Raw genomic sequence first — 18,704 nt, 5'->3', positions numbered from 1 at the left:
CTTGTGATCCATCCCAAATTGTGTGGGAGCGGGCTTGCTCGCGAAGGCGCCATCCGCACCCGCGCACTTCCACCTGACACACCCAGTAGCATCTTCGGTTATGCTCGCCGTTCGTCGTGAATGCCGGAGTCTTTATGTCCCTCACCCGCCTGCTCGTCCCGGTCAGCCTCGCCCTGCTGACCGCTTGCGCCACGCAGCCGAAACAGAACGTGACGCTGGAGAAGCAGAGTCAGTGCCCTGTGCGACTCAACAGCGGGCAGAACCTGATCCTGAGCCTGCCGAGCAACCCCACCACCGGCTATCGCTGGAGTATCCAGGACTCGGCCGGCGGCGTTCTAAAAGGCCTTGGCCCGGAAGTCTATCGCAACCCCGAGGACGCTGGCGTGGTCGGCGCCGCCGGGGTATCGACCTGGCGTTTCCAGGCGTTTGCGGGTGGCACCGGGCGCTTGCGCCTGACTTATCAACAGCCGTGGGCACCGGAAGTGCCGCCCGTGGAAACCTTTGATTGCGCCATTTCGGTGAATTGAGCAGGGGTTGGCTGATAGGCAAACGCCCATTTGAAAGCCGCACAGAACCGATGATTTTCTGGTTAAAATGCCGGCCTTTTCGCCCCCCAGCCGCTGGAACCGCCGTGAGCAAAGAACCCGATCGCCTATTCGCCCAACCCTTGGCCCAGGTGCCTGACTTCGCCTTCAATGAAGACGTGGTACGGGTGTTCCCGGACATGATCAAGCGTTCGGTGCCAGGCTACCCGACCATCGTCGAGAACCTCGGTGTGCTCGCGGCGCAATTTGCCCAGCCCAACAGCGTGCTGTACGACCTGGGATCGTCCCTCGGCGCGGTGACCCAGGCCCTGCGCCGCCATGTGCGCACCGACGGTTGCCGGGTGATTGCGGTGGATAACTCGGCGGCCATGGTCGAGCGCTGCCGCGAATACCTCAACGGCCAGGACTCGATGTTCCAGGAGTTGCTGCCAGTGGAGGTGATCGAGGGCGACATCCTGGCCCTGGCGTTCCAGCCGGCCTCGGTGGTGGCGTTGAACTTCACCCTGCAATTCATCGCGCCGGACCAGCGCACCGCGCTGCTCGGCCGCATCCGCCAATCGTTGCTGCCCGGTGGCGCCCTGATCCTTTCAGAGAAGCTGCGCTTCAACGATGCCGAGGAACACGCGCTGCTCACCGACCTGCACGTGGCCTTCAAGCGCGCCAACGGCTACAGCGAACTGGAAATCGCCCAGAAACGCAGCGCCATCGAAAATGTCATGAAGCCCGACAGCCTCGAAGAACACCGCGAGCGCCTGCTGGCGGCCGGGTTCTCGAAAGTCGTGCCGTGGTTCCAGTGTCTTAACTTCGCCTCGTTGATTGCCTTGCCATGATTGATCTGTCTCCCCTTGCCCGCCACCTGGCCGGCACGCCCCTGGCCGATTGGGCCGCGACGCTGCAGGCGCAGCTGGACGCCAAGATGGAAAAGGGCCACGGCGACCTGGAGCGTTGGCAAAGCGCGCTCGATGCGCTGCCTGTCTTGCAGCCCACCACCGTGGATCTGCTGAATGGCCTGACCCTCGACACCGATTGTTCCGACGAGACCCGGGCGCAAATGCGTACCGCGTTGATGGGCCTGTCGCCATGGCGAAAAGGGCCTTTCGACCTGTTTGGCGTGCACGTCGACACCGAATGGCGCTCGGACTGGAAATGGTCGCGCGTCGCCCCGCATCTCGATCTCAAGGGCAAGCGCATCCTCGATGTGGGCTGCGGCAATGGTTACTACATGTGGCGCATGCTCGGTGCCGGGGCGGACACGGTGATCGGTGTCGACCCCAACTGGCTGTTCTTCTGCCAGTTCCAGGCGGTGCAGCGCTACCTGTCGCAGCCCAACGCCTGGCACCTGCCATTCCCGTTCGAGGCTCTTCCGCCGGAGCTGGAAGGCTTCGACACGGTGTTCTCCATGGGCGTGTTCTACCACCGCCGATCGCCGATCGAGCATTTGCTTGCCTTGAAGGATTGCCTGGTCAAGGGCGGTGAACTGGTGCTGGAGACCTTGGTAATCGAGGGCGACGAACATCAGGTGTTGGTGCCGGAGGACCGCTACGCGCAGATGCGCAACGTGTGGTTCCTGCCGTCAGTGCCCGCACTGGAACGCTGGCTGCGCCGCGCCGGGTTCCGCGATGTGCGCTGCGTCGACGTGAGCCTGACCACCGTGGAAGAACAACGCAGCACCGAGTGGATGAAATATCAGTCGCTGAGCGATTTCCTCGACCCTGAAGACCACAGCAAGACCATCGAAGGCCTGCCGAGCGCCGATGCGGGCGGTGATTGTGGCGCGCAAATAACCAGTCCAAGCACCACAAAAAACCTGTGGGAGCGAGCTCGCGATGGCGACCTGACATTCAACAGAGATGTCGCCTGACAGACCGCTATCGCGAGCAAGCTCGCTCCCACAGGGGGTCAGTGTTCAGTCTGAAGACTTGGCTCTTCGGGCCTTGAAGAATTCACTCAGCACCGTGCTGCACTCCTCAGCCAACACCCCACCCTCGAACATCACCCGATGGTTCAGGAAGCCCTGGCTGAAAAACTGTCCCTGGCTCTGCACAATCCCTGCCTTGGGCTCCAGCGCTCCATAGACGACCCGGGCGATACGTGAATGAACGATGAGGCCGGCGCACATGCTGCACGGCTCCAGGGTCACATAGAGGGTGCTGCCCGGCAGGCGATAGTTGCTCACCGCCTGGGCGGCCGCGCGGATCGCGACCATTTCCGCGTGGGCGCTGGGGTCGTGGCCGCTGATCGGGCAGTTGAAGCCGCGCCCGATGATCTCGCCATCCTGCACCAGCACCGCGCCCACCGGCACTTCGCCCAGCGCCGCGCCTTGTGCCGCGAGAGCCAGGGCTTCGCGCATGAAATCCTGGTCACGGCTGCGGTCAATGATCCTGGCGGGGCGAATCTGGCGCATCACGCCACCTCGATGGCGGCCATCAGGCCGGTTTCCATGTGGTCGATCACATGGCAATGGAACATCCACACGCCCGGATTATCCGCCACCAATGCCACCTGCGCCCGCTCGTTCTTGCCCAGCAGGTAGGTGTCGGTGAAATACGGGATGACTTTGTGGCGGTTCGACGCAATCACCTTGAAGCTCATGCCGTGCAAATGGATCGGATGCTGATACTGGGTCATGTTTTTCAATTCAAAAATGTAGCTCTGGCCTTTCTTCAGCGTGGCGATCGGCCGGTCGGCGCAGGTCTTGTCGGTGATGTCCCAAGCCTTGCCGTTGATCTGCCACAGGCTCGGCGGCTTGCCGTTGTCAGTGTTGACCGACACCGAGCCGACCCATTCGAAATTGAAGTTGAGTTTCTCGGCATTGGCCAGGTCCGGCTCCGACACCGGGTTGGGCGGTAATGCAGGCGGCCATGGGCTCGGCGCGTCGTTATTGGGTACCGAACGCAATGTCCCCAGGCGTACCGGGCCATTGCGCAACGACAATTCTTCGCCGGCCGGCGGCGCCTTGATCGCCAGGCAGATGCGCATGCCCGGCCCCAGCCAGTATTCCTTGCCCAATGGGCGCGGCTCGATGGGGTTACCGTCCAGCGCATAGATCTGCGCTTCAACGCCAGGAATGTTGATGCGATAAGTGAGCGTGTTGTCGAGGTTGAGCAAGCGCACGCGAGTGATCTGCCCGGCCGGCAAATCGATGACCGCCTGCGGCACACCGTTGATGGTCGACAACCGCCCGGCCGTGCCACCACGCGCCGCCTCGCGGGGAATGCTGAACTCGACGAACTGGCCCTGCTCGTCCACGTGCCAGCTCTTGAGGCTCAAGGTCTGTTCGAACTTGAAACCGGTCGGCTCGCGCTCTTCGATGATCAGCGGCCCGACCAATCCTCGTCCGAGCTCTTCGCTGCTGTTGACGTGGGGGTGGTACCAATAGCTGCCGGCGTCCGGCACACGGAACTTGTAATCGAAATATTCACCCGGCAACACCGGTAGCTGCGAGACGTACGGCACGCCGTCCATTTCCAGCGGCAAGCGGATGCCGTGCCAATGAATCGTGGTCGCGACCGGCAGGTGATTGATGAAACGCACCCGCAGCCATTCGCCCTGGCGCACCCGCAGTTCGGTGCCCGGCGCTGACGGACCAAACGCCCATGCCTGGGTCTTGTGCCCGGCCACCAGTTCCACGTCCAAAGGTGCGGCGATCAATTCATAATCGTGACCGGCCTCGGCATCGGCCATCTTGCCCAGCCAATACCGCGACGCACCGCCTGCACCCACGCCAACGACAACAAGACCGGCCAGGCCACCGAGAATTTGGCGACGGGTAAAGGACATGAACGCGACTACCTCTGCATCTGCGACGGACCGGTGGGCCCGCAAAAGGCGAATACGATACACCCGCAGATGAGAAACGGTAAGGAAACCAAGATGAAAAAAACCTGTGGTGGTCACTTCCCGACAAAAGAATGAACCGAGCGGTCAGCGCGCGTTTACCCCCCGAGGCGTAAAAAAGGCCAGCGCCGCCGCGACGACGAACAAGGCAGGCACATCGCCGAGCAAGTGCCCGTAGTGCGACATCCCGTCCATCCCGACGCCAAACGACTGCACCGCCATTATCGCGCCATGCACGATGCTCGACCACACCGTGAACCCGATCAGGCTCAAGTGTTTCATCGGCTCGCGGGAGGCCCTCAGCAGGAACACGCCGAGCGTCGCGTAGATGCCGACAATCATCAGCGGATAGTCGGAATGGCCGCTGTGCCATGCCCAGCCGGACGGCCACAGGATCATCAATGGCCAGATCGCGAACACGGCGATCAGACCGACCATGATCAAGACGATGCGCAGGGCGGCGAGCTTTTGAACGTCGTTCATGGCGGGCTCCTGGATTGCGGGTGTGTTACACCGCAATGGGTGCCAGGAGTATAGAACGCGTCTGGAAATCCACATCGACCTCCCATGTGACGAAGGAGCTCGCTCCCGTTGGGCTGCGCAGCAGCCCTCCAAGATTGTCACACAACCAAAGCGTCCAGCTCTTTAAAAGCCACGCCAGGAAATCGTCGACCTTCTTTCGCAACGTTGACCTGCAAGGCCACCTGCGCGACATCCAGCACGTTCCCGGCAAGCGAATAGCTGCCCTTGGCCTGGAGCCAGCTGAGAACGTCCGCCAAATGCCAAATGGATGTACTGCCCTCATGCACCGGCGTAGGGAAGCTGCCCGGATGAGCCAACATCAGCTTGCGCATGTTCTGCCGAGACACGCCTACGATCTCGGCGACGTCTGTCAGACCGACTAAATCAGGCGCAACCTCGATCAACTTGGCCGATGGCACCGCGCGCTGGACATCGGCCAGAGCGCTAAGCACGGCCTCGACCGCATCAGGCGCATCGCGAGTGAACTCAAGCGCCATCCGTCCGGGCTGCCCGATACCAACCAGGGCATCGTCGCAGCCCGCTTCACCCAGCCGCTCGACCAATTCATCCATGGCACAGCCGTCATCAACAAGCTGATATTTCAAGGTAAAGATATATTCCATCGTTCTATTCCTTAGCATCGTGATCCGCATCGCGCTGATTGCGATGCCTCGAGCAATTCTCCACGACGCGTCTCAACGCTCGCGCGTGGTTGCCTGGGTTCTTCGGCGTGCTCCATATCGAAGTGATGCAGAACTCACCGCAACGGCACTCCACGTCTTTGGACGGGCAGTAAAACCGCCCCCAAGCGTGGCTGCCGCCGACTTCTATGCGCCAGCCGTGCCCTTCGGCATGCCTTAACGCTTCCTCAATCTCTTTTTTCGGGTGCGTTGGACGAGTCATCCGTGATCTCCAGTATTCGCATGAAACGCAGGGTTGTCAAATGACAACCCTGCGCACTCTTTCAAACGCAGCATTCAGCCGCGCTCACGTTGGTCGATAGCAACTTGATGAACTGTGCGCGGACGTCGGTGAGCACGCGCCAGCGTTTGCGAGCACGCCGGCGAAACCAGCCGGGCATCGCCGCCGATGGTAAGCACTCTTCTGCGCCTATTGAGGCAAGAAATCGTAGCGAAAGGTGACGGTGGCGCTTGGCACTCCAGCGGGAGCAAGCTGTCTCGCCGCGGTTCCGGGTCGACGGAACGGTCCTGTGGGGGGAGCTTCCAAGTCCGGAAGCAATTAAAGGAAAATTGCCGGCTGAGAATCGAGTACGTTTCAAGCTATGTGTTTGCCTGACAAGCAGCCCCCACCTTCCGTACAATGCCGCCGTGGCTATGGAACACCTTCCTTCTATCCCTCATGACCTAGGGGTTCCGCTCTCCACACCGCGCCTGCTTCTTGCAGGCGTTTTCATATCGACTGCACACGCGACGCTGCTGCCCAATCACAACGGCGGCCAAAGGGAGAATCAAGCATGAATCAGGAGCTGTTCCTGCGTCGCCGCAGCAAGGTTCACGTCCCGACGGGCACCGGCGGTGCCACGCGCGCCCAGGTCGCGTCGGCTGTCCAGGAAATCGCCGCGTTCCGATGCGTGCTATCGGAACCATTGATTGAGCGCATCATCATGCTCTCGGCGGCAGAACTCACACACTGGCTGCGCGAAATTGTCGGGGTACTTCGGCGGCAGACCGGCGCCCATGTGCACCACAGGCCGCTTTACCCAGCCTTTCCAGAACAAGTACTGAAGGCTTCCGAAGCGGAGTTGTATCTTACCGCCGTCTTGCACTACCTCACGCTTTGGCGTTTGCCACCCGAAGAGCACCCTCGACCTGTGATGTTGGAAGGGAATTTCGTATCCCGGGTCATCGAACTGGGAAGCGTCTCTGAATTCGAGTCGATGCTCGAACCGCTGGTTTCCGCGCGTACCTCGCTCTCCGATGAGGAAACTACTGATGTCGTCTGGTTTATCCGAGCGTACAAAGGCGACGTGTTCCGTCTGCTGCCGGAAGCCGTACCGTTTCGGGAAACCCGTGCATTGGTTGGCGGCGCACTGCTCCGGCATGTAGCCAGCGATGCACGGCTGGACGCCTTCCTGGAACGAAACGTCGAAACGGCGACGGACGTGCTACGACTGGCGGTCGCATTGACTGGAGGAGACGTGTCGCTGACGACAGCTTCGACTCGTTTCACGGCGATGAAGCGCGCGACGCGCCGTCTGCTGTTGCGCCTACTCGATCGCGCACCCAGCGCTGCGGAAGATGTGATGCGCCATGCCGAACGCTGGAAGCGCTTGGCCGAAGTGCTGCATCCGGGGGAGTATGCGGATAAGTACCCACGCGCTCTCGCCGCCATCACGGCAGCGCGCCGCAACGACGCGCCGGCCTCGTTTGGATCACGTGTCGAAACACTGCTTGCCCAGCGTCAGATCGCCGCGCTTACGCCCATACTGCAGGATCGTCCCGGTGAGTTCGCTCGACGGCTGGATGTGACCTTGCGCCGTGCGACCGATCCAGATGCCGTGCTCGATGCTTTCGAGGCTGTCGCGACGCAGGTCTCTTCACCCATCCTGCTGCAGGTGCTGGCCCAAGTAAGAGCCCCGCGTCCCCTGCCCTTGCGGGCCTTCACACCGAAAGGAGCCTTGGCCAAAGTCTATGGCATCAAGGATCGACGTGAACCTCTCACACCCGAGGTGTTGGCACGTGCGGCCCAAATTTGCGAGGACGCTCTGATCAAGCGTTTCGCGTCGCTGCCTCCGTTAGGCCGCTGCTTCATTGATCCCTCACTGCACGAATACAGAGTGCCACTTGCGCAGCGTGCCGCATCGAAGTCGCTGCGTACGCTGGTGCGAGGCAGCCGGTTGCCTATGCCTGACACGCGTTTCATTCGCCTGTTCCTCTGGTGGAAAAACGGCGGTCAACGCACAGACATCGACTTGTCCGCTGCTTTTTTCAACACCCGTTTCGTGTTCATGCAAACTGTCTCGTACTACAACCTGAAGGCGTTCGGTGGTTACCACAGCGGTGACATCGTCGACGCGCCCCACGGCGCTTCGGAATTCATCGACCTTGACGTTGATGCCCTCCTCGAGAAGGGTATCCGCTACGTCGTCACGTCCATCAACTCTTATACCGAGCAGCCGTACTGCGACCTTCCCGAATGCTTCGCTGGCTGGATGGCCCGTGCTGACGTGGCATCGGGTGAAGTATTCGAACCGCGATCCGTGATCGACCGTCTCGACATCGCGTCCGATACACAGATCTGTCTGCCGTTCGTGATGGACTTGCAGGAGCGGCGCGTGATTTGGGCCGATCTAGGGCTCACATCTTCACCACGATGGAACAACGTTCAGAACAACCTGAGTGGGATATCGTTGATGCTGCGGGCCTTGGTGCACACGCCACGTCCGGATCTGGAGACGCTGTTCGATCTACATGTGCGTGCGCGAGGAGAACGGGTGGCTTCGCCGGAACAGGCACAGGCGGTATTTTCGCCTCACCAAGGGGTTACGCCGTTCGATACGGATTTGATTCGAGCAGAGTTTCTCTGATGCCTGAACCAGCCTTCGACATGATCGCCGCGTGCCTGGCCCTGTCAGCCATCGATTAGAACGGGATAAAAATGATTAGATAACAAGCGCCGCGCACAAAAACGATTATTTCTAACAACCGGCTCGTCAGAGTGAAGGAAGAGGCTGAAGACGCCCCTTCCTCCCTCCGATGACAAAATCGACGTTGCATCGATTTCAGAACCGCAGGGGATAATTATCCCCTGGGATGTCCCATCACTCCCACTCAATCGTCGCCGGCGGCTTGCTCGACACGTCATACGTCACGCGAGAAATGCCTTCGATTTCATTGATGATCCGCCCGGAAACGGTTTCCAGCAGCTCGTACGGCAGGTGCGCCCAGCGAGCGGTCATGAAGTCGATGGTTTCCACGGCGCGCAGGGCCACGACCCAGGCGTAGCGACGGCCATCACCGACCACGCCCACCGATTTCACCGGTTGGAACACCACGAACGCCTGGCTGACCTTGTGGTACCAGTCGGCCTTGCGCAGTTCTTCGATGAAGATGTGGTCGGCGCGACGCAGCAGGTCGGCGTATTCCTTCTTCACTTCACCGAGGATCCGCACGCCCAGGCCCGGGCCCGGGAATGGGTGGCGGTAGACCATGTCGTACGGCAGGCCCAGTTCCAGGCCGAGGCGACGCACTTCGTCCTTGAACAGTTCGCGCAGTGGCTCGACCAGCTTGAGGTTCATCTCTTCCGGCAGGCCACCGACGTTGTGGTGGGACTTGATCACGTGGGCCTTGCCGCTCTTGGCGCCGGCCGACTCGATCACGTCGGGGTAGATGGTGCCCTGGGCCAGGTACTTGATGTTGTCCAGCTTGCAGGATTCGGCATCGAACACGTCGATGAAGGTACGGCCGATGATCTTGCGCTTCTTCTCCGGGTCGGACTCACCGGCCAGGTTGTTCAGGAACTGCTCTTCGGCGTTGGCGCGGATCACCTTGACGCCCATGTTCTCGGCGAACATGGCCATCACTTGCTCGCCTTCGTGCAGGCGCAACAAGCCGTTGTCGACGAACACGCAGGTCAGCTGGTCGCCGATGGCCTTGTGCAGCAATGCGGCAACCACCGAGGAGTCGACGCCGCCGGACAGGCCCAGCAACACGTTGTCGGTACCGACCTGGGCGCGGACCTGGGCGATGGCGTCTTCAGCGATCTTCGACGGGGTCCAGAGGGCTTCGCACCCGCAGATGTCGAGGATGAAGCGCGACAGGATGCGGCCGCCCTGCTTGGTGTGGGTCACTTCAGGGTGGAACTGCACGCCGTAGTAGCGACGATCATCGTTGAACATGCCGGCAATCGGGCAGCTCGGGGTGCTGGCGAGGACGTGGAAGTCTTCCGGCATCTTGGTGACCTTGTCACCGTGGCTCATCCACACGTCGAGGCCGAACAGGCCATCAGCGTCGACGTGATCTTCGATGCCGTCCAACAGGCGGCTCTTGCCGACCACGTCGACACGAGCATAACCGAACTCACGCAGGTCCGAACCTTCGACCTTGCCGCCCAGTTGTTCAGCCATGGTCTGCATGCCGTAGCAGATGCCGAAGACCGGCACGCCCAGGTCGAACACGGCTTGCGGGCAGCGCGGGCTGTCGGCTTCGTGCACGGACTCGGGGCCGCCAGCGAGGATGACGCCTTTAGGCGCGAATTCGCGAATCGCTTCGTCATCCATGTCGAACGGATGCAGTTCGCAGTACACGCCGATCTCACGCACGCGGCGGGCGATCAGCTGGGTGTACTGGGAACCGAAGTCGAGGATCAGGATGCGGTGAGCGTGAATGTCGAGGGCCATGACTCATTCTCATGTAGTGAATCAGAAACAACTCGGGGCTGAATGAACAGCCCCGGTGATTAACGTTTTGCTGAAGGCCTTAACCTACGCGGTAGTTTGGCGCTTCCTTGGTGATCTGCACGTCGTGGACATGGGACTCGGCCATGCCGGCGCCGGTGATGCGCACGAATTCAGGCTTCGTGCGCATCTCTTCGATGTCGGCGCTGCCGGTGTAGCCCATGGAAGAACGCAGGCCGCCCATCAGTTGATGGATGATAGCGCTCAGGGTGCCCTTGTACGGCACGCGACCTTCGATGCCTTCCGGCACCAGCTTCTCGGCCCCTGCGGAGGAGTCCTGGAAGTAACGGTCGGAAGAGCCCTGGGCCTGGGACATCGCGCCCAGCGAACCCATGCCGCGATAGGCCTTGTAGCTACGGCCCTGGAACAGTTCGATCTCGCCCGGCGCTTCTTCGGTACCGGCGAACATCGAACCCATCATCACGCAGTAGGCACCGGCGACGATGGCCTTGGACAGGTCACCGGAGAAGCGGATACCGCCGTCGGCGATCAACGGCACGCCCGTGCCTTCAAGGGCGGCGGCGACGTTGGCGATGGCGCTGATCTGCGGCACGCCGACACCGGCGACGATGCGGGTGGTGCAGATCGAGCCAGGGCCGATACCGACCTTCACGGCGTCGGCGCCGGCGTCGGCCAGGGCCTTGGCGGCAGCGCCAGTGGCGATGTTGCCGCCGATCACCTGCACTTCAGGGAAGTTCTGCTTGACCCAGCGCACACGGTCGATCACGCCTTTGGAGTGACCGTGGGCGGTGTCGACCACCACCACGTCGACACCGGCGTTGACCAGGGCCGCGACACGGTCACCGGTGTCCTTGCCGGTGCCGACGGCGGCGCCGACGCGCAGACGACCTTGGTCGTCCTTGCTGGCCAGCGGGTAGGCCTTGGCTTTTTCGATGTCGTTGACGGTCATCATGCCCTTGAGGGCGAACTTGTCGTCGACGATCAGCACGCGTTCGATGCGGTGCTTGTGCAGCAACTCGCGGACTTCGTCCTTGCTGGTGCCTTCCTTGACCGTGACCAGGCGCTCTTTAGGCGTCATCACTTGGCGGACGGTGGCATCCAGGCGGTTCTCGAAACGCACGTCGCGGGACGTGACGATGCCGACCAGGTCGCCATCGTGCAGCACCGGAACGCCGGAGATATTGTGCATGCGGGTCAGTTCGAACAGATCCCGGACCGTGGCGTCAGCCTCGATGGTGATCGGATCCTTGACCACGCCAGCCTCGAACCGCTTGACCTTGCGCACTTCGGCGGCCTGCTGTTCGATGGTCATGTTCTTGTGGATGATCCCGATACCGCCTTCCTGGGCCATGGCAATGGCCAGACGGGCTTCGGTCACGGTGTCCATGGCGGCGGAAACCAGGGGGATATTCAGTTCGATGCCACGGGTGAGACGGGTTTTGAGACTGACTTCGTTAGGCAGTACCTCGGAATAACCGGGCACTAGGAGAATGTCGTCGAAGGTCAGAGCTTCTTGGCTGATACGCAGCATCGCGGGGGCTCCCGAGCGGGAAAATGGAAGCGCGCCATTATACTCATGCACCCCGTCTGGCTCAATGTAAAACTCTGTCTATTATTGGCGGGGTGATTGACGGGCTGAAACCACCGCACGCACATCCAAAACACTGGATGCTTTTGTGGCGAGGGGATTTATCCCCGTTGGGGTGCGAAGCGCCCCCAGGATCTCTTTTACTGCAGTGTGTCAGCCCTGACGTCGGGGGCTGCTTCGCAGCCCAGCGGGGATAAATCCCCTCGCCACAAAAGCATCCAGTTGTGTACCTATCTACAACTCCACCTTCACCCAACTCACCGGCTGATCCAGCCAATCGGCGAATTCATCGATGAAGTCCTGCTTGAACCCCGCCTCCAGCCAGTTGTTGAAGATGAAACCCAGGTTGGAGAAAGCGCAGGGTTGCAGGAACAGGAAGCCATTGATGTCGTCTTCGTGCCCGCATTCAGGGCAGGTGAAGTTATCGGTGCGCCCCGGCATCCAGTCTTCCAGGCTTTCGAACAGCGCTTCGCCAATCTCCTTGCGGCACTCGGCACAACCAGCTTCCTCGAGAAAGCCCTTGGCCGGTGTATAGATACAGCGGTTGGTGATGATCTCCAGGCCGTTGACCGGTTCGCCGAACGGCAACGCGTCGGGATGCAGGACCACGTCGCGAGCACCCGGGGCGATGGCATGGGCCATGCGATTGCCGGTACGTCCGCAGGTGGTCAGTTGTTCTTCGACAATGTTCTTGCGCACCAGCCAACGCACGATCGCCCGGGCCCGAGGCTCGTGGACCGGCAAGGTGGAAATTTTCGGGACGATGATGCTTTGCGAATTCATGGCGAGGCCTGGCGGTTTCCTGGCGGATCTTATAAAAGGCCGGCAGCTTAATCCCTGGCGGGATCAGGTCAAGCACTCAGGTAGCGCCCGATCAACGCGAGGCCACTGGCGAGCACCAGCCACGTGACCAGGCGCACGAAGGCCTCTCGGGACATTTTCATGGTCAGGCGACGCCCCACCCACAACCCCAGCGCCATGGCCGGCATCAAACACAGCGCCAGTACCAATAAGGGTAGCTCGGCATACACGCCCGCGATGACGAACAGACTCAAGCGTACCACCGTGCTGCAGCTGATCAGCGCACTCTGGGTCGCCTGCGCCGCCTCCTTGGACAAACGGCTGTTCAGGTAGATCGCATACAAAAAGCCGCCACTGCCAAACAGCGCGCCAAACAATCCGCCCACCGTGCCCATGGGGATCGACCACAGCGCCGATAGCTGCGCCGGCCGGGTCTTTATCAACAAGCTGTAGATCGCATAGGCACTGATAAACAGCCCCATCAACAGCAGTAAGAGGTCGGACTTGAGATTGAGCAGGAAGATCACGCCCAAGGTGCAACCCACCGCCATGCAGGGCAGCAACCGCAGCAGCTCAGGCCGGGACACCTCCCGGCGCGAAGGCAACAGGTTGCCGAAGGCCGCGACGAAATCCAGCAACACCAGCAACGGGACGATCTTCGACAGGGGCATGAACAACAGCAGGATCGGCGCCGCCACCAGCGCCGTGCCGAACCCGGCGATGCCGAAGACGATGTAGGCCAGGACGATGGCCGAGCCGATCACCAGCCATTGCGTGGGGGCGAATGCCCATTCACCTAGCCACGGTAGAAAATTCATCCGGCACTTCCTTGATGAGGAGAGCGGGGACTTTAGCCAGATGCCGAGGGGGACATCCAGCATTTATATCAACCGATCCGACGCTATCGCGAGCAAGCTCGCTCCCACATAGGGAGTTCAGCGCGACATAAATCCAGTGTGGGAGCGAGCTTGCTCGCGATGCAGGCAACCCGGTCTAATTCTCTGCACACTGTCCGCGAATCCCCTTATCATGCCGCCCATGATTAAAGATCCCTTTGCCCGACTGGGCCTGGACCGCGAGGTCCTGACTGTCAGCCAGCTCAACGGCCGTGCACGGGTGTTGCTCGAAGACGTGTTCAGCAACATCTGGGTCGAGGGCGAAATCTCCAACCTCGCCCGCCCCGCCTCCGGCCACGTGTATTTCACCCTCAAGGACAGCGGCGCCCAGGTGCGTTGCGCGCTGTTCCGGCAGAACGCCGCGCGGGTGCGCCAGGCCTTGAAGGACGGGCTGGCGGTGAAGGTGCGCGGCAAGGTCTCGCTGTTCGAAGGCCGTGGCGACTATCAACTGATCCTCGACACCGTGGAGCCGGCCGGCGATGGCGCCCTGCGCCTGGCCTTCGATGCCCTGAAGGAAAAGCTCAGCGCCGAAGGCCTGTTCAGTGCCGAGCGCAAGGTACCGTTGCCGGCCCATCCGCAACGCATCGGCATCATCAGCTCACCGACGGGCGCGGTGATCCGCGACATCATCAGCGTATTCCGCCGCCGCGCTCCGCAGATTTCCCTGACCTTGATTCCCACCGCCGTACAGGGCCGCGAGGCCACCGCGCAAATCGTCCGCGCCCTGAAACTGGCCGATGCCCGCGGCTTCGACGCGCTGATCCTGGCCCGGGGCGGCGGTTCGCTGGAAGACTTGTGGTGTTTCAACGAAGAGGCCGTGGCCCGGGCGGTGGATGCTTGCGTCACGCCGATCGTCAGCGCCGTGGGCCATGAAACCGACGTGTCCATCAGCGATTTCGTCGCGGATGTGCGCGCGCCGACCCCGTCCGCCGCCGCCGAACTGCTGGCGCCGGACGCTGGCGACCTGGTGCGCCGGGTCGAAAGCCTGCATCGCCGACTGGTGATGCGCATGCGCGATCGGCTGATGCGCGATCAACTGCGCCTCGAAGGTCTTACCCGACGCCTGCGCCACCCCGGCGAACGCCTGCGCCAGCAAGCCCAGCGCCTCGATGATCTGGACATGCGCATGCGCCGGGCCTTCGAACGCAGCCTCAATACCCGCCGCGAACGGCTGATCCGCCTGGAAACCCGCCTGGCCGGGCAGCATCCGGGCCGCCAACTGGCGATGTTGCGCCAGCGCCTCGACAGCCTCGCCGAACGCCTGCCCCGGGCGATGCGCGAAGGTCTTAAAACGCGACGCGTCCAGCTACAGAACCAGATGCAGACGCTGCACATCGTCAGCCCGCTGGCGACCCTCGGTCGCGGCTACAGCATCCTGCTCGACGAACGCGGCCACGCGATCCGCAACGCCGGGCAAACCCAGACCGGCCAGCGGCTGACCGCCAAGCTCGGCGAAGGCGAACTGCTGGTGCGGGTCGAAGACAACCACCTGACGCCGGTCACCCTTTCTCTACTGGACTGATTCATGCCGCGATATCTCGCCTCATTGCTCTTGCTCTGCCTGACCTTCAACGCTTACGCCGACAGCTACATCAGCCGCCTGCTGAACAAACCGGTGCCCGGCGGCGTGGCCGTGGTGGACCTGGGCAGCGCGGCCCAGGCGCCGAAAGCCACCTACCAGGGCAAACCGGTGCTGGTGGTCAAGGAACAGCAGAATTGGCTGGCAATTGTCGGCATTCCGCTGACGGTCCAACCCGGCACGCAGCAGATCAGCAGCGGCGGCAGTACCCAGCCCTTCGTGGTCGGCTACAAGCAGTACCCCGAGCAGCACATCACGCTGAAAAACACGCGCCAGGTCAACCCGAACCCGGCGGACCTCAAGCGTATCAACGCCGAGCTCGCGGTGCAGCTGAAGGCCTACCGCAGCTTCAGCCCGAACATTCCCAGCAACCTGTTGCTGGACAAACCGGTCAACGGTCCGCTGTCGAGCAAGTTCGGCGTGCGTCGCTTCTTCAACGGTGAAGAACGCAACCCCCACGCCGGCCTGGACTTCGCCGTACCCGCTGGCACGCCGATCAAGACCCCGGCCGCGCGGCAAGGTGATCCTCACCGGCAATTACTTCTTCAATGGCAACACGGTGTTTGTCGACCATGGCCAAGGCTTCATCAGCATGTTCTGCCACATGTCGAAGATCGACGTGAAGGTCGGCCAGCAACTGGCCCGCGGCGCGGTGGTCGGCAAGGTCGGCGCCACCGGTCGCGCGACCGGGCCGCACATGCACTGGAACATCAGCCTGAATGATGCGCGGGTGGATCCGGCGATTTTTATCGGTGCGTTTCAACCCTGAGTGTTTGTGGTGAGGCTACTGGCCTCATCGCGAGCAAGCTCGCTCCCACATGGGGATCTCAGTGAACAACATTTGCAATCAGCACAGATCCCCTGTGGGAGCGAGCTTGCTCGCGATGACGGCTGTCGCATCACCGCCTCCTGCGGATTGCCAAGCTAAAAACATCGACGCAATTTCCAGGAACCCATTCCCGAACATGCGCGATTAAATCCCGCAAATCAGTTCAAAAACAGAACTTCTCCCAATTTTTTCCGACTGCTTGCAACCCCCGCCCACGCGGTTAGGGTTGAAAGCATGAAAACCTCTCACACCCTCATTCAGCTTCGCCAGCACCGCAGCCTGTGCCTCGTCAGCGCACGACTGCCGGGCTGAATCGCGGCACCTCGTCCCGGCTGAAGAGCCACCCCATTCGAAACACCGGCAGGCCGCCTTTTTCCGGCCACGACAATAAGGATTCCGCCCATGAGCATGCTCAAAGACCCGTCTTCGAAATACCGCGCGTTCCCGACCATCAACCTGCCGGATCGCACCTGGCCGTCGAAGACCATCACCGCCGCGCCGATCTGGTGCAGTTCCGACCTGCGCGATGGCAACCAGTCGCTGATCGAGCCGATGGACGCAGTCAAGAAGCTGCGCTTCTGGAAGACCCTCGTTGCAGTAGGCGTGAAGGAAATCGAAGCATCGTTCCCAGCGGCGTCGCAGACCGACTTCGATTTCGTGCGCACCCTCATCGAAGAAGGCCACATCCCGGACGACACCACCATCCAGGTGCTGACCCAGGCCCGTGAAGACCTCATCGCCCGTACCTTCGAATCCCTGCGTGGCGCGAAGAAGGCCATCGTCCACCTGTACAACGCCACCTGCCCGTCGTTCCGCCGCATCGTGTTCAACCAGGACAAGGAAGGCGTGAAGGAAATTGCGGTGAACGCGGCCAAGCTGTTCGTCAAATACGCCGCGCAACAGCCGGAAACCCAGTGGCAGTTCGAATACTCGCCAGAAACCTTCAGCGCCACCGAGCTGGAGTTCGCCAAGGAAGTCTGCGACGCCGTGATCGAAGTGTGGAACCCGACGCCTGAGCGCAAGGTGATCCTCAACCTGCCAGCCACCGTGGAAGTCGCCACCCCGAACATCTACGCCGACCAGATCGAGTGGTTCCACCGCAACATCACTCGTCGTGACAGCGTGCTGATCAGCCTGCACACCCACAACGACCGTGGCACCGGCGTGGCCGCTACCGAGCTGGGCCTGATGGCCGGCGCCGACCGTGTCGAAGGCTGCCTGTTCGGCAACGGCGAACGCACCGGTAACGTCGACCTGGTGACCGTGGCGCTGAACCTCTACACCCAGGGCATCAACCCTGAACTGGATTTCTCCGACATTGACGGCGTGCGCAAAGTGGTCGAAGAGTGCAACCAGATTCCGGTGCACCCACGTCACCCGTACGTCGGCGACCTGGTTCACACCGCCTTCTCCGGTTCGCACCAGGACGCCATCCGCAAGGGCTTTGCCCAGCAGAAACCGGACACCCTGTGGGAAGTGCCGTACCTGCCGATCGACCCGGCCGACATTGGCCGCAGCTACGAGGCAGTGATTCGTGTGAACAGCCAGTCGGGCAAGGGCGGCATCGCCTACCTGCTGGAACAGGAATACGGCATCAGCCTGCCGCGTCGCATGCAGATCGAGTTCAGCCAGGTGGTGCAGCGCGAGACCGATCGCCTGGGCCTGGAGATGACCGCCCAGCAGATCCATGCCTTGCTGCAGCGTGAATACCTGCAAGCCAACACCCCGTACGCGCTGGTCAGCCATCGCCTGCAGGAAGAAAACGGCAACAGCGCCGTGGAAGTGGAAGTGGCAAGCAAGGGCCAGGGCGAAACCAACCTGCACTGGCGCGGCCGAGGCAACGGCGCCCTGGAAGCGCTGGTGGCCGGCCTGCCGATTCCGGTGGAAATCATGGACTACAACGAGCACGCCATCGGCGTCGGCACCAATGCCAAGGCCGCGGCGTACATCGAACTGCGGGTCAACGGCGAGCGTGCGGTGCACGGCGTGGGCATCGACGAAAACATCACCACGGCGAGCTTCAAGGCACTGTTCAGCGCACTGAACCGCTCGCTGAGCCAGCCGGAAGCCAAGGCGGCTTGATCCAAGGCTGAAATGCAAAAAGGCCCTGGGGTGTGAACCCTGGGGCCTTTTTGTTTGGCTGATGGTTTTGTGTGGCCTGTTCCGGCCCCTTCGCGAGCAAGCCCGCTCCCACAATGGATCTGCTGCGAGAACAAACTCTGTGCCTGGCAGAAATCTCCTGTGGGAGCGGGCTTGCTCGCGAAGGGGCCCTTTCAGACGACCAAAATGTCAGGCATGGGTATCGATCGAAACAGTCATCGCCTGCAACAGCGCAGCCTGCAGGGTCTGCAAGGTCGCCTGGGTTGCCATGATCTGGGTCTGGATCGCCATGGCTTCCTGGGATTTCTGCTCCTGATCGGCCTGGCTTTTCTGCACGCGGGCCAACTGGGCTTGCTGTTCGGCCAGCAGCTTCTCGGTCCGCTCGATCTGCTTCTTCAACTGCTCGATGACGTCGCTGGCGCCGCTGCTGCCGCCTGCACCGGCGATGTTCGCACCGCTGGTGTCGACTTTCAGTGCCTTGTCTTTTTCTTCGTTGCTGTCAGTCGGTGTCACCGGACTGACCGCCTTCTCTTCCTCAGCCCCGCGAATGGAGACTTTTGGAGCTGACAGCGGATAAGGGTTTACGGTCGTTGCGCTGATACTGGTCATAGAGACTCCTCCTTGGCTGAC

15 protein-coding genes and 2 pseudogenes are annotated in these 18,704 nt (G+C 61.6%); 7 read left to right on the top strand and 10 right to left on the bottom strand.

Going from position 1 to position 18,704, the window contains the following annotated elements:
* Positions 1–134: 134 nt before the first annotated feature.
* From AB4N42_RS08810 to cmoB, 3 genes and pseudogenes are all read left to right on the top strand, one after another.
* Positions 135–527, top strand: a complete 393-nt coding sequence (locus tag AB4N42_RS08810) for a protease inhibitor I42 family protein (RefSeq protein WP_030139566.1) — start codon at positions 135–137, stop codon at positions 525–527.
* Between the two features lie 104 nt (positions 528–631).
* Positions 632–1,375 carry a carboxy-S-adenosyl-L-methionine synthase CmoA gene (gene cmoA / locus AB4N42_RS08805; protein WP_030139567.1) on the top strand — a complete coding sequence of 248 codons (744 nt, stop codon included), beginning with the start codon at positions 632–634 and terminating at the stop codon, positions 1,373–1,375.
* Positions 1,372–2,329: pseudogene (gene cmoB / locus AB4N42_RS08800) on the top strand (tRNA 5-methoxyuridine(34)/uridine 5-oxyacetic acid(34) synthase CmoB). Before cmoA ends, cmoB begins: the two are co-directional and overlap by 4 nt.
* Positions 2,330–2,451: 122 nt before the next feature.
* Here the strand turns inward: cmoB and tadA are convergent.
* From tadA to AB4N42_RS08775, 5 genes are all read right to left on the bottom strand, one after another.
* Complete coding sequence (gene tadA, locus AB4N42_RS08795) at positions 2,452–2,949, bottom strand: tRNA adenosine(34) deaminase TadA (RefSeq protein WP_060739067.1); 498 nt, start codon at positions 2,947–2,949, stop codon at positions 2,452–2,454.
* The gene (locus AB4N42_RS08790; RefSeq protein ID WP_460116106.1) at positions 2,949–4,325 is read right to left on the bottom strand and encodes a multicopper oxidase family protein; all 1,377 of its coding nucleotides are present in this window, start codon (positions 4,323–4,325) and stop codon (positions 2,949–2,951) included. Before AB4N42_RS08790 ends, tadA begins: the two co-directional genes overlap by 1 nt.
* A gap of 144 nt (positions 4,326–4,469) precedes the next feature.
* A complete protein-coding gene (locus AB4N42_RS08785; RefSeq protein ID WP_258648226.1) occupies positions 4,470–4,865 on the bottom strand; it encodes a DUF6632 domain-containing protein in 396 nt (131 codons plus the stop codon).
* A gap of 137 nt (positions 4,866–5,002) precedes the next feature.
* The gene (locus AB4N42_RS08780; protein ID WP_198796384.1) at positions 5,003–5,527 is read right to left on the bottom strand and encodes a helix-turn-helix transcriptional regulator; all 525 of its coding nucleotides are present in this window, start codon (positions 5,525–5,527) and stop codon (positions 5,003–5,005) included.
* Between the two features lie 4 nt (positions 5,528–5,531).
* Complete coding sequence (locus tag AB4N42_RS08775) at positions 5,532–5,807, bottom strand: hypothetical protein (protein WP_030139573.1); 276 nt, start codon at positions 5,805–5,807, stop codon at positions 5,532–5,534.
* 571 nt (positions 5,808–6,378) lie between these two features.
* Here AB4N42_RS08775 and AB4N42_RS08770 point away from each other — a divergent pair.
* Entirely contained in the window at positions 6,379–8,451 is a 2,073-nt protein-coding gene (locus AB4N42_RS08770) for a TerD family protein (protein ID WP_198796302.1), read from the top strand.
* Between the two features lie 234 nt (positions 8,452–8,685).
* On the opposite strand, the gene guaA is transcribed toward AB4N42_RS08770, so the two are convergent.
* The 4 genes from guaA to AB4N42_RS08750 form a co-directional block, all read right to left on the bottom strand.
* On the bottom strand, positions 8,686–10,263 hold the full coding sequence (guaA, locus tag AB4N42_RS08765; protein WP_030139575.1) for a glutamine-hydrolyzing GMP synthase: 1,578 nt from the start codon (positions 10,261–10,263) through the stop codon (positions 8,686–8,688).
* A 79-nt stretch (positions 10,264–10,342) separates the two neighbouring features.
* Positions 10,343–11,812 carry an IMP dehydrogenase gene (gene guaB, locus AB4N42_RS08760; protein ID WP_030139576.1) on the bottom strand — a complete coding sequence of 490 codons (1,470 nt, stop codon included), beginning with the start codon at positions 11,810–11,812 and terminating at the stop codon, positions 10,343–10,345.
* A gap of 291 nt (positions 11,813–12,103) precedes the next feature.
* Positions 12,104–12,652 carry a sugar ABC transporter ATPase gene (locus tag AB4N42_RS08755; RefSeq protein ID WP_460116105.1) on the bottom strand — a complete coding sequence of 183 codons (549 nt, stop codon included), beginning with the start codon at positions 12,650–12,652 and terminating at the stop codon, positions 12,104–12,106.
* Between the two features lie 68 nt (positions 12,653–12,720).
* Entirely contained in the window at positions 12,721–13,488 is a 768-nt protein-coding gene (locus AB4N42_RS08750) for a sulfite exporter TauE/SafE family protein (protein ID WP_198796300.1), read from the bottom strand.
* Between the two features lie 220 nt (positions 13,489–13,708).
* Between AB4N42_RS08750 and xseA the strand changes: the two genes are divergently transcribed.
* The 3 genes and pseudogenes from xseA to leuA all read left to right on the top strand — a co-directional run bounded on the left by xseA (position 13,709) and on the right by leuA (position 18,056).
* Positions 13,709–15,088 carry an exodeoxyribonuclease VII large subunit gene (gene xseA / locus AB4N42_RS08745; protein WP_407683801.1) on the top strand — a complete coding sequence of 460 codons (1,380 nt, stop codon included), beginning with the start codon at positions 13,709–13,711 and terminating at the stop codon, positions 15,086–15,088.
* Between the two features lie 3 nt (positions 15,089–15,091).
* Positions 15,092–15,914 (top strand): annotated as a pseudogene (locus AB4N42_RS08740) (peptidoglycan DD-metalloendopeptidase family protein).
* Between the two features lie 462 nt (positions 15,915–16,376).
* Positions 16,377–18,056 carry a 2-isopropylmalate synthase gene (gene leuA / locus AB4N42_RS08735; RefSeq protein WP_460116104.1) on the top strand — a complete coding sequence of 560 codons (1,680 nt, stop codon included), beginning with the start codon at positions 16,377–16,379 and terminating at the stop codon, positions 18,054–18,056.
* 207 nt (positions 18,057–18,263) lie between these two features.
* Here the strand turns inward: leuA and AB4N42_RS08730 are convergent, their stop codons facing one another.
* Positions 18,264–18,683: a hypothetical protein gene (locus AB4N42_RS08730; RefSeq protein ID WP_460116103.1), complete on the bottom strand. Its 420-nt coding sequence runs from the start codon at positions 18,681–18,683 to the stop codon at positions 18,264–18,266.
* Between the last annotated feature and the right edge of the window lie 21 nt (positions 18,684–18,704).

Source organism: Pseudomonas sp. H2_D02, from assembly GCF_054677635.1.
This window is presented reverse-complemented; position numbering and strand designations above follow the sequence as displayed.

Excerpts from the sequence above, each read along its gene's own strand:
- guaA (WP_030139575.1), bottom strand. The coding sequence starts at position 10,263 with ATGGCCCTCGACATTCACGCTCACCGCATCCTGATCCTCGACTTCGGT.
- AB4N42_RS08755 (WP_460116105.1), bottom strand. The coding sequence starts at position 12,652 with ATGAATTCGCAAAGCATCATCGTCCCGAAAATTTCCACCTTGCCGGTC.
- AB4N42_RS08790 (WP_460116106.1), bottom strand. The coding sequence starts at position 4,325 with ATGTCCTTTACCCGTCGCCAAATTCTCGGTGGCCTGGCCGGTCTTGTT.
- AB4N42_RS08785 (WP_258648226.1), bottom strand. The coding sequence starts at position 4,865 with ATGAACGACGTTCAAAAGCTCGCCGCCCTGCGCATCGTCTTGATCATG.
- guaB (WP_030139576.1), bottom strand. The coding sequence starts at position 11,812 with ATGCTGCGTATCAGCCAAGAAGCTCTGACCTTCGACGACATTCTCCTA.
- AB4N42_RS08810 (WP_030139566.1), top strand. The coding sequence starts at position 135 with ATGTCCCTCACCCGCCTGCTCGTCCCGGTCAGCCTCGCCCTGCTGACC.
- tadA (WP_060739067.1), bottom strand. The coding sequence starts at position 2,949 with ATGCGCCAGATTCGCCCCGCCAGGATCATTGACCGCAGCCGTGACCAG.
- leuA (WP_460116104.1), top strand. The coding sequence starts at position 16,377 with ATGAGCATGCTCAAAGACCCGTCTTCGAAATACCGCGCGTTCCCGACC.
- AB4N42_RS08780 (WP_198796384.1), bottom strand. The coding sequence starts at position 5,527 with ATGGAATATATCTTTACCTTGAAATATCAGCTTGTTGATGACGGCTGT.
- AB4N42_RS08750 (WP_198796300.1), bottom strand. The coding sequence starts at position 13,488 with ATGAATTTTCTACCGTGGCTAGGTGAATGGGCATTCGCCCCCACGCAA.
- xseA (WP_407683801.1), top strand. The coding sequence starts at position 13,709 with ATGATTAAAGATCCCTTTGCCCGACTGGGCCTGGACCGCGAGGTCCTG.
- AB4N42_RS08770 (WP_198796302.1), top strand. The coding sequence starts at position 6,379 with ATGAATCAGGAGCTGTTCCTGCGTCGCCGCAGCAAGGTTCACGTCCCG.
- AB4N42_RS08775 (WP_030139573.1), bottom strand. The coding sequence starts at position 5,807 with ATGACTCGTCCAACGCACCCGAAAAAAGAGATTGAGGAAGCGTTAAGG.
- AB4N42_RS08730 (WP_460116103.1), bottom strand. The coding sequence starts at position 18,683 with ATGACCAGTATCAGCGCAACGACCGTAAACCCTTATCCGCTGTCAGCT.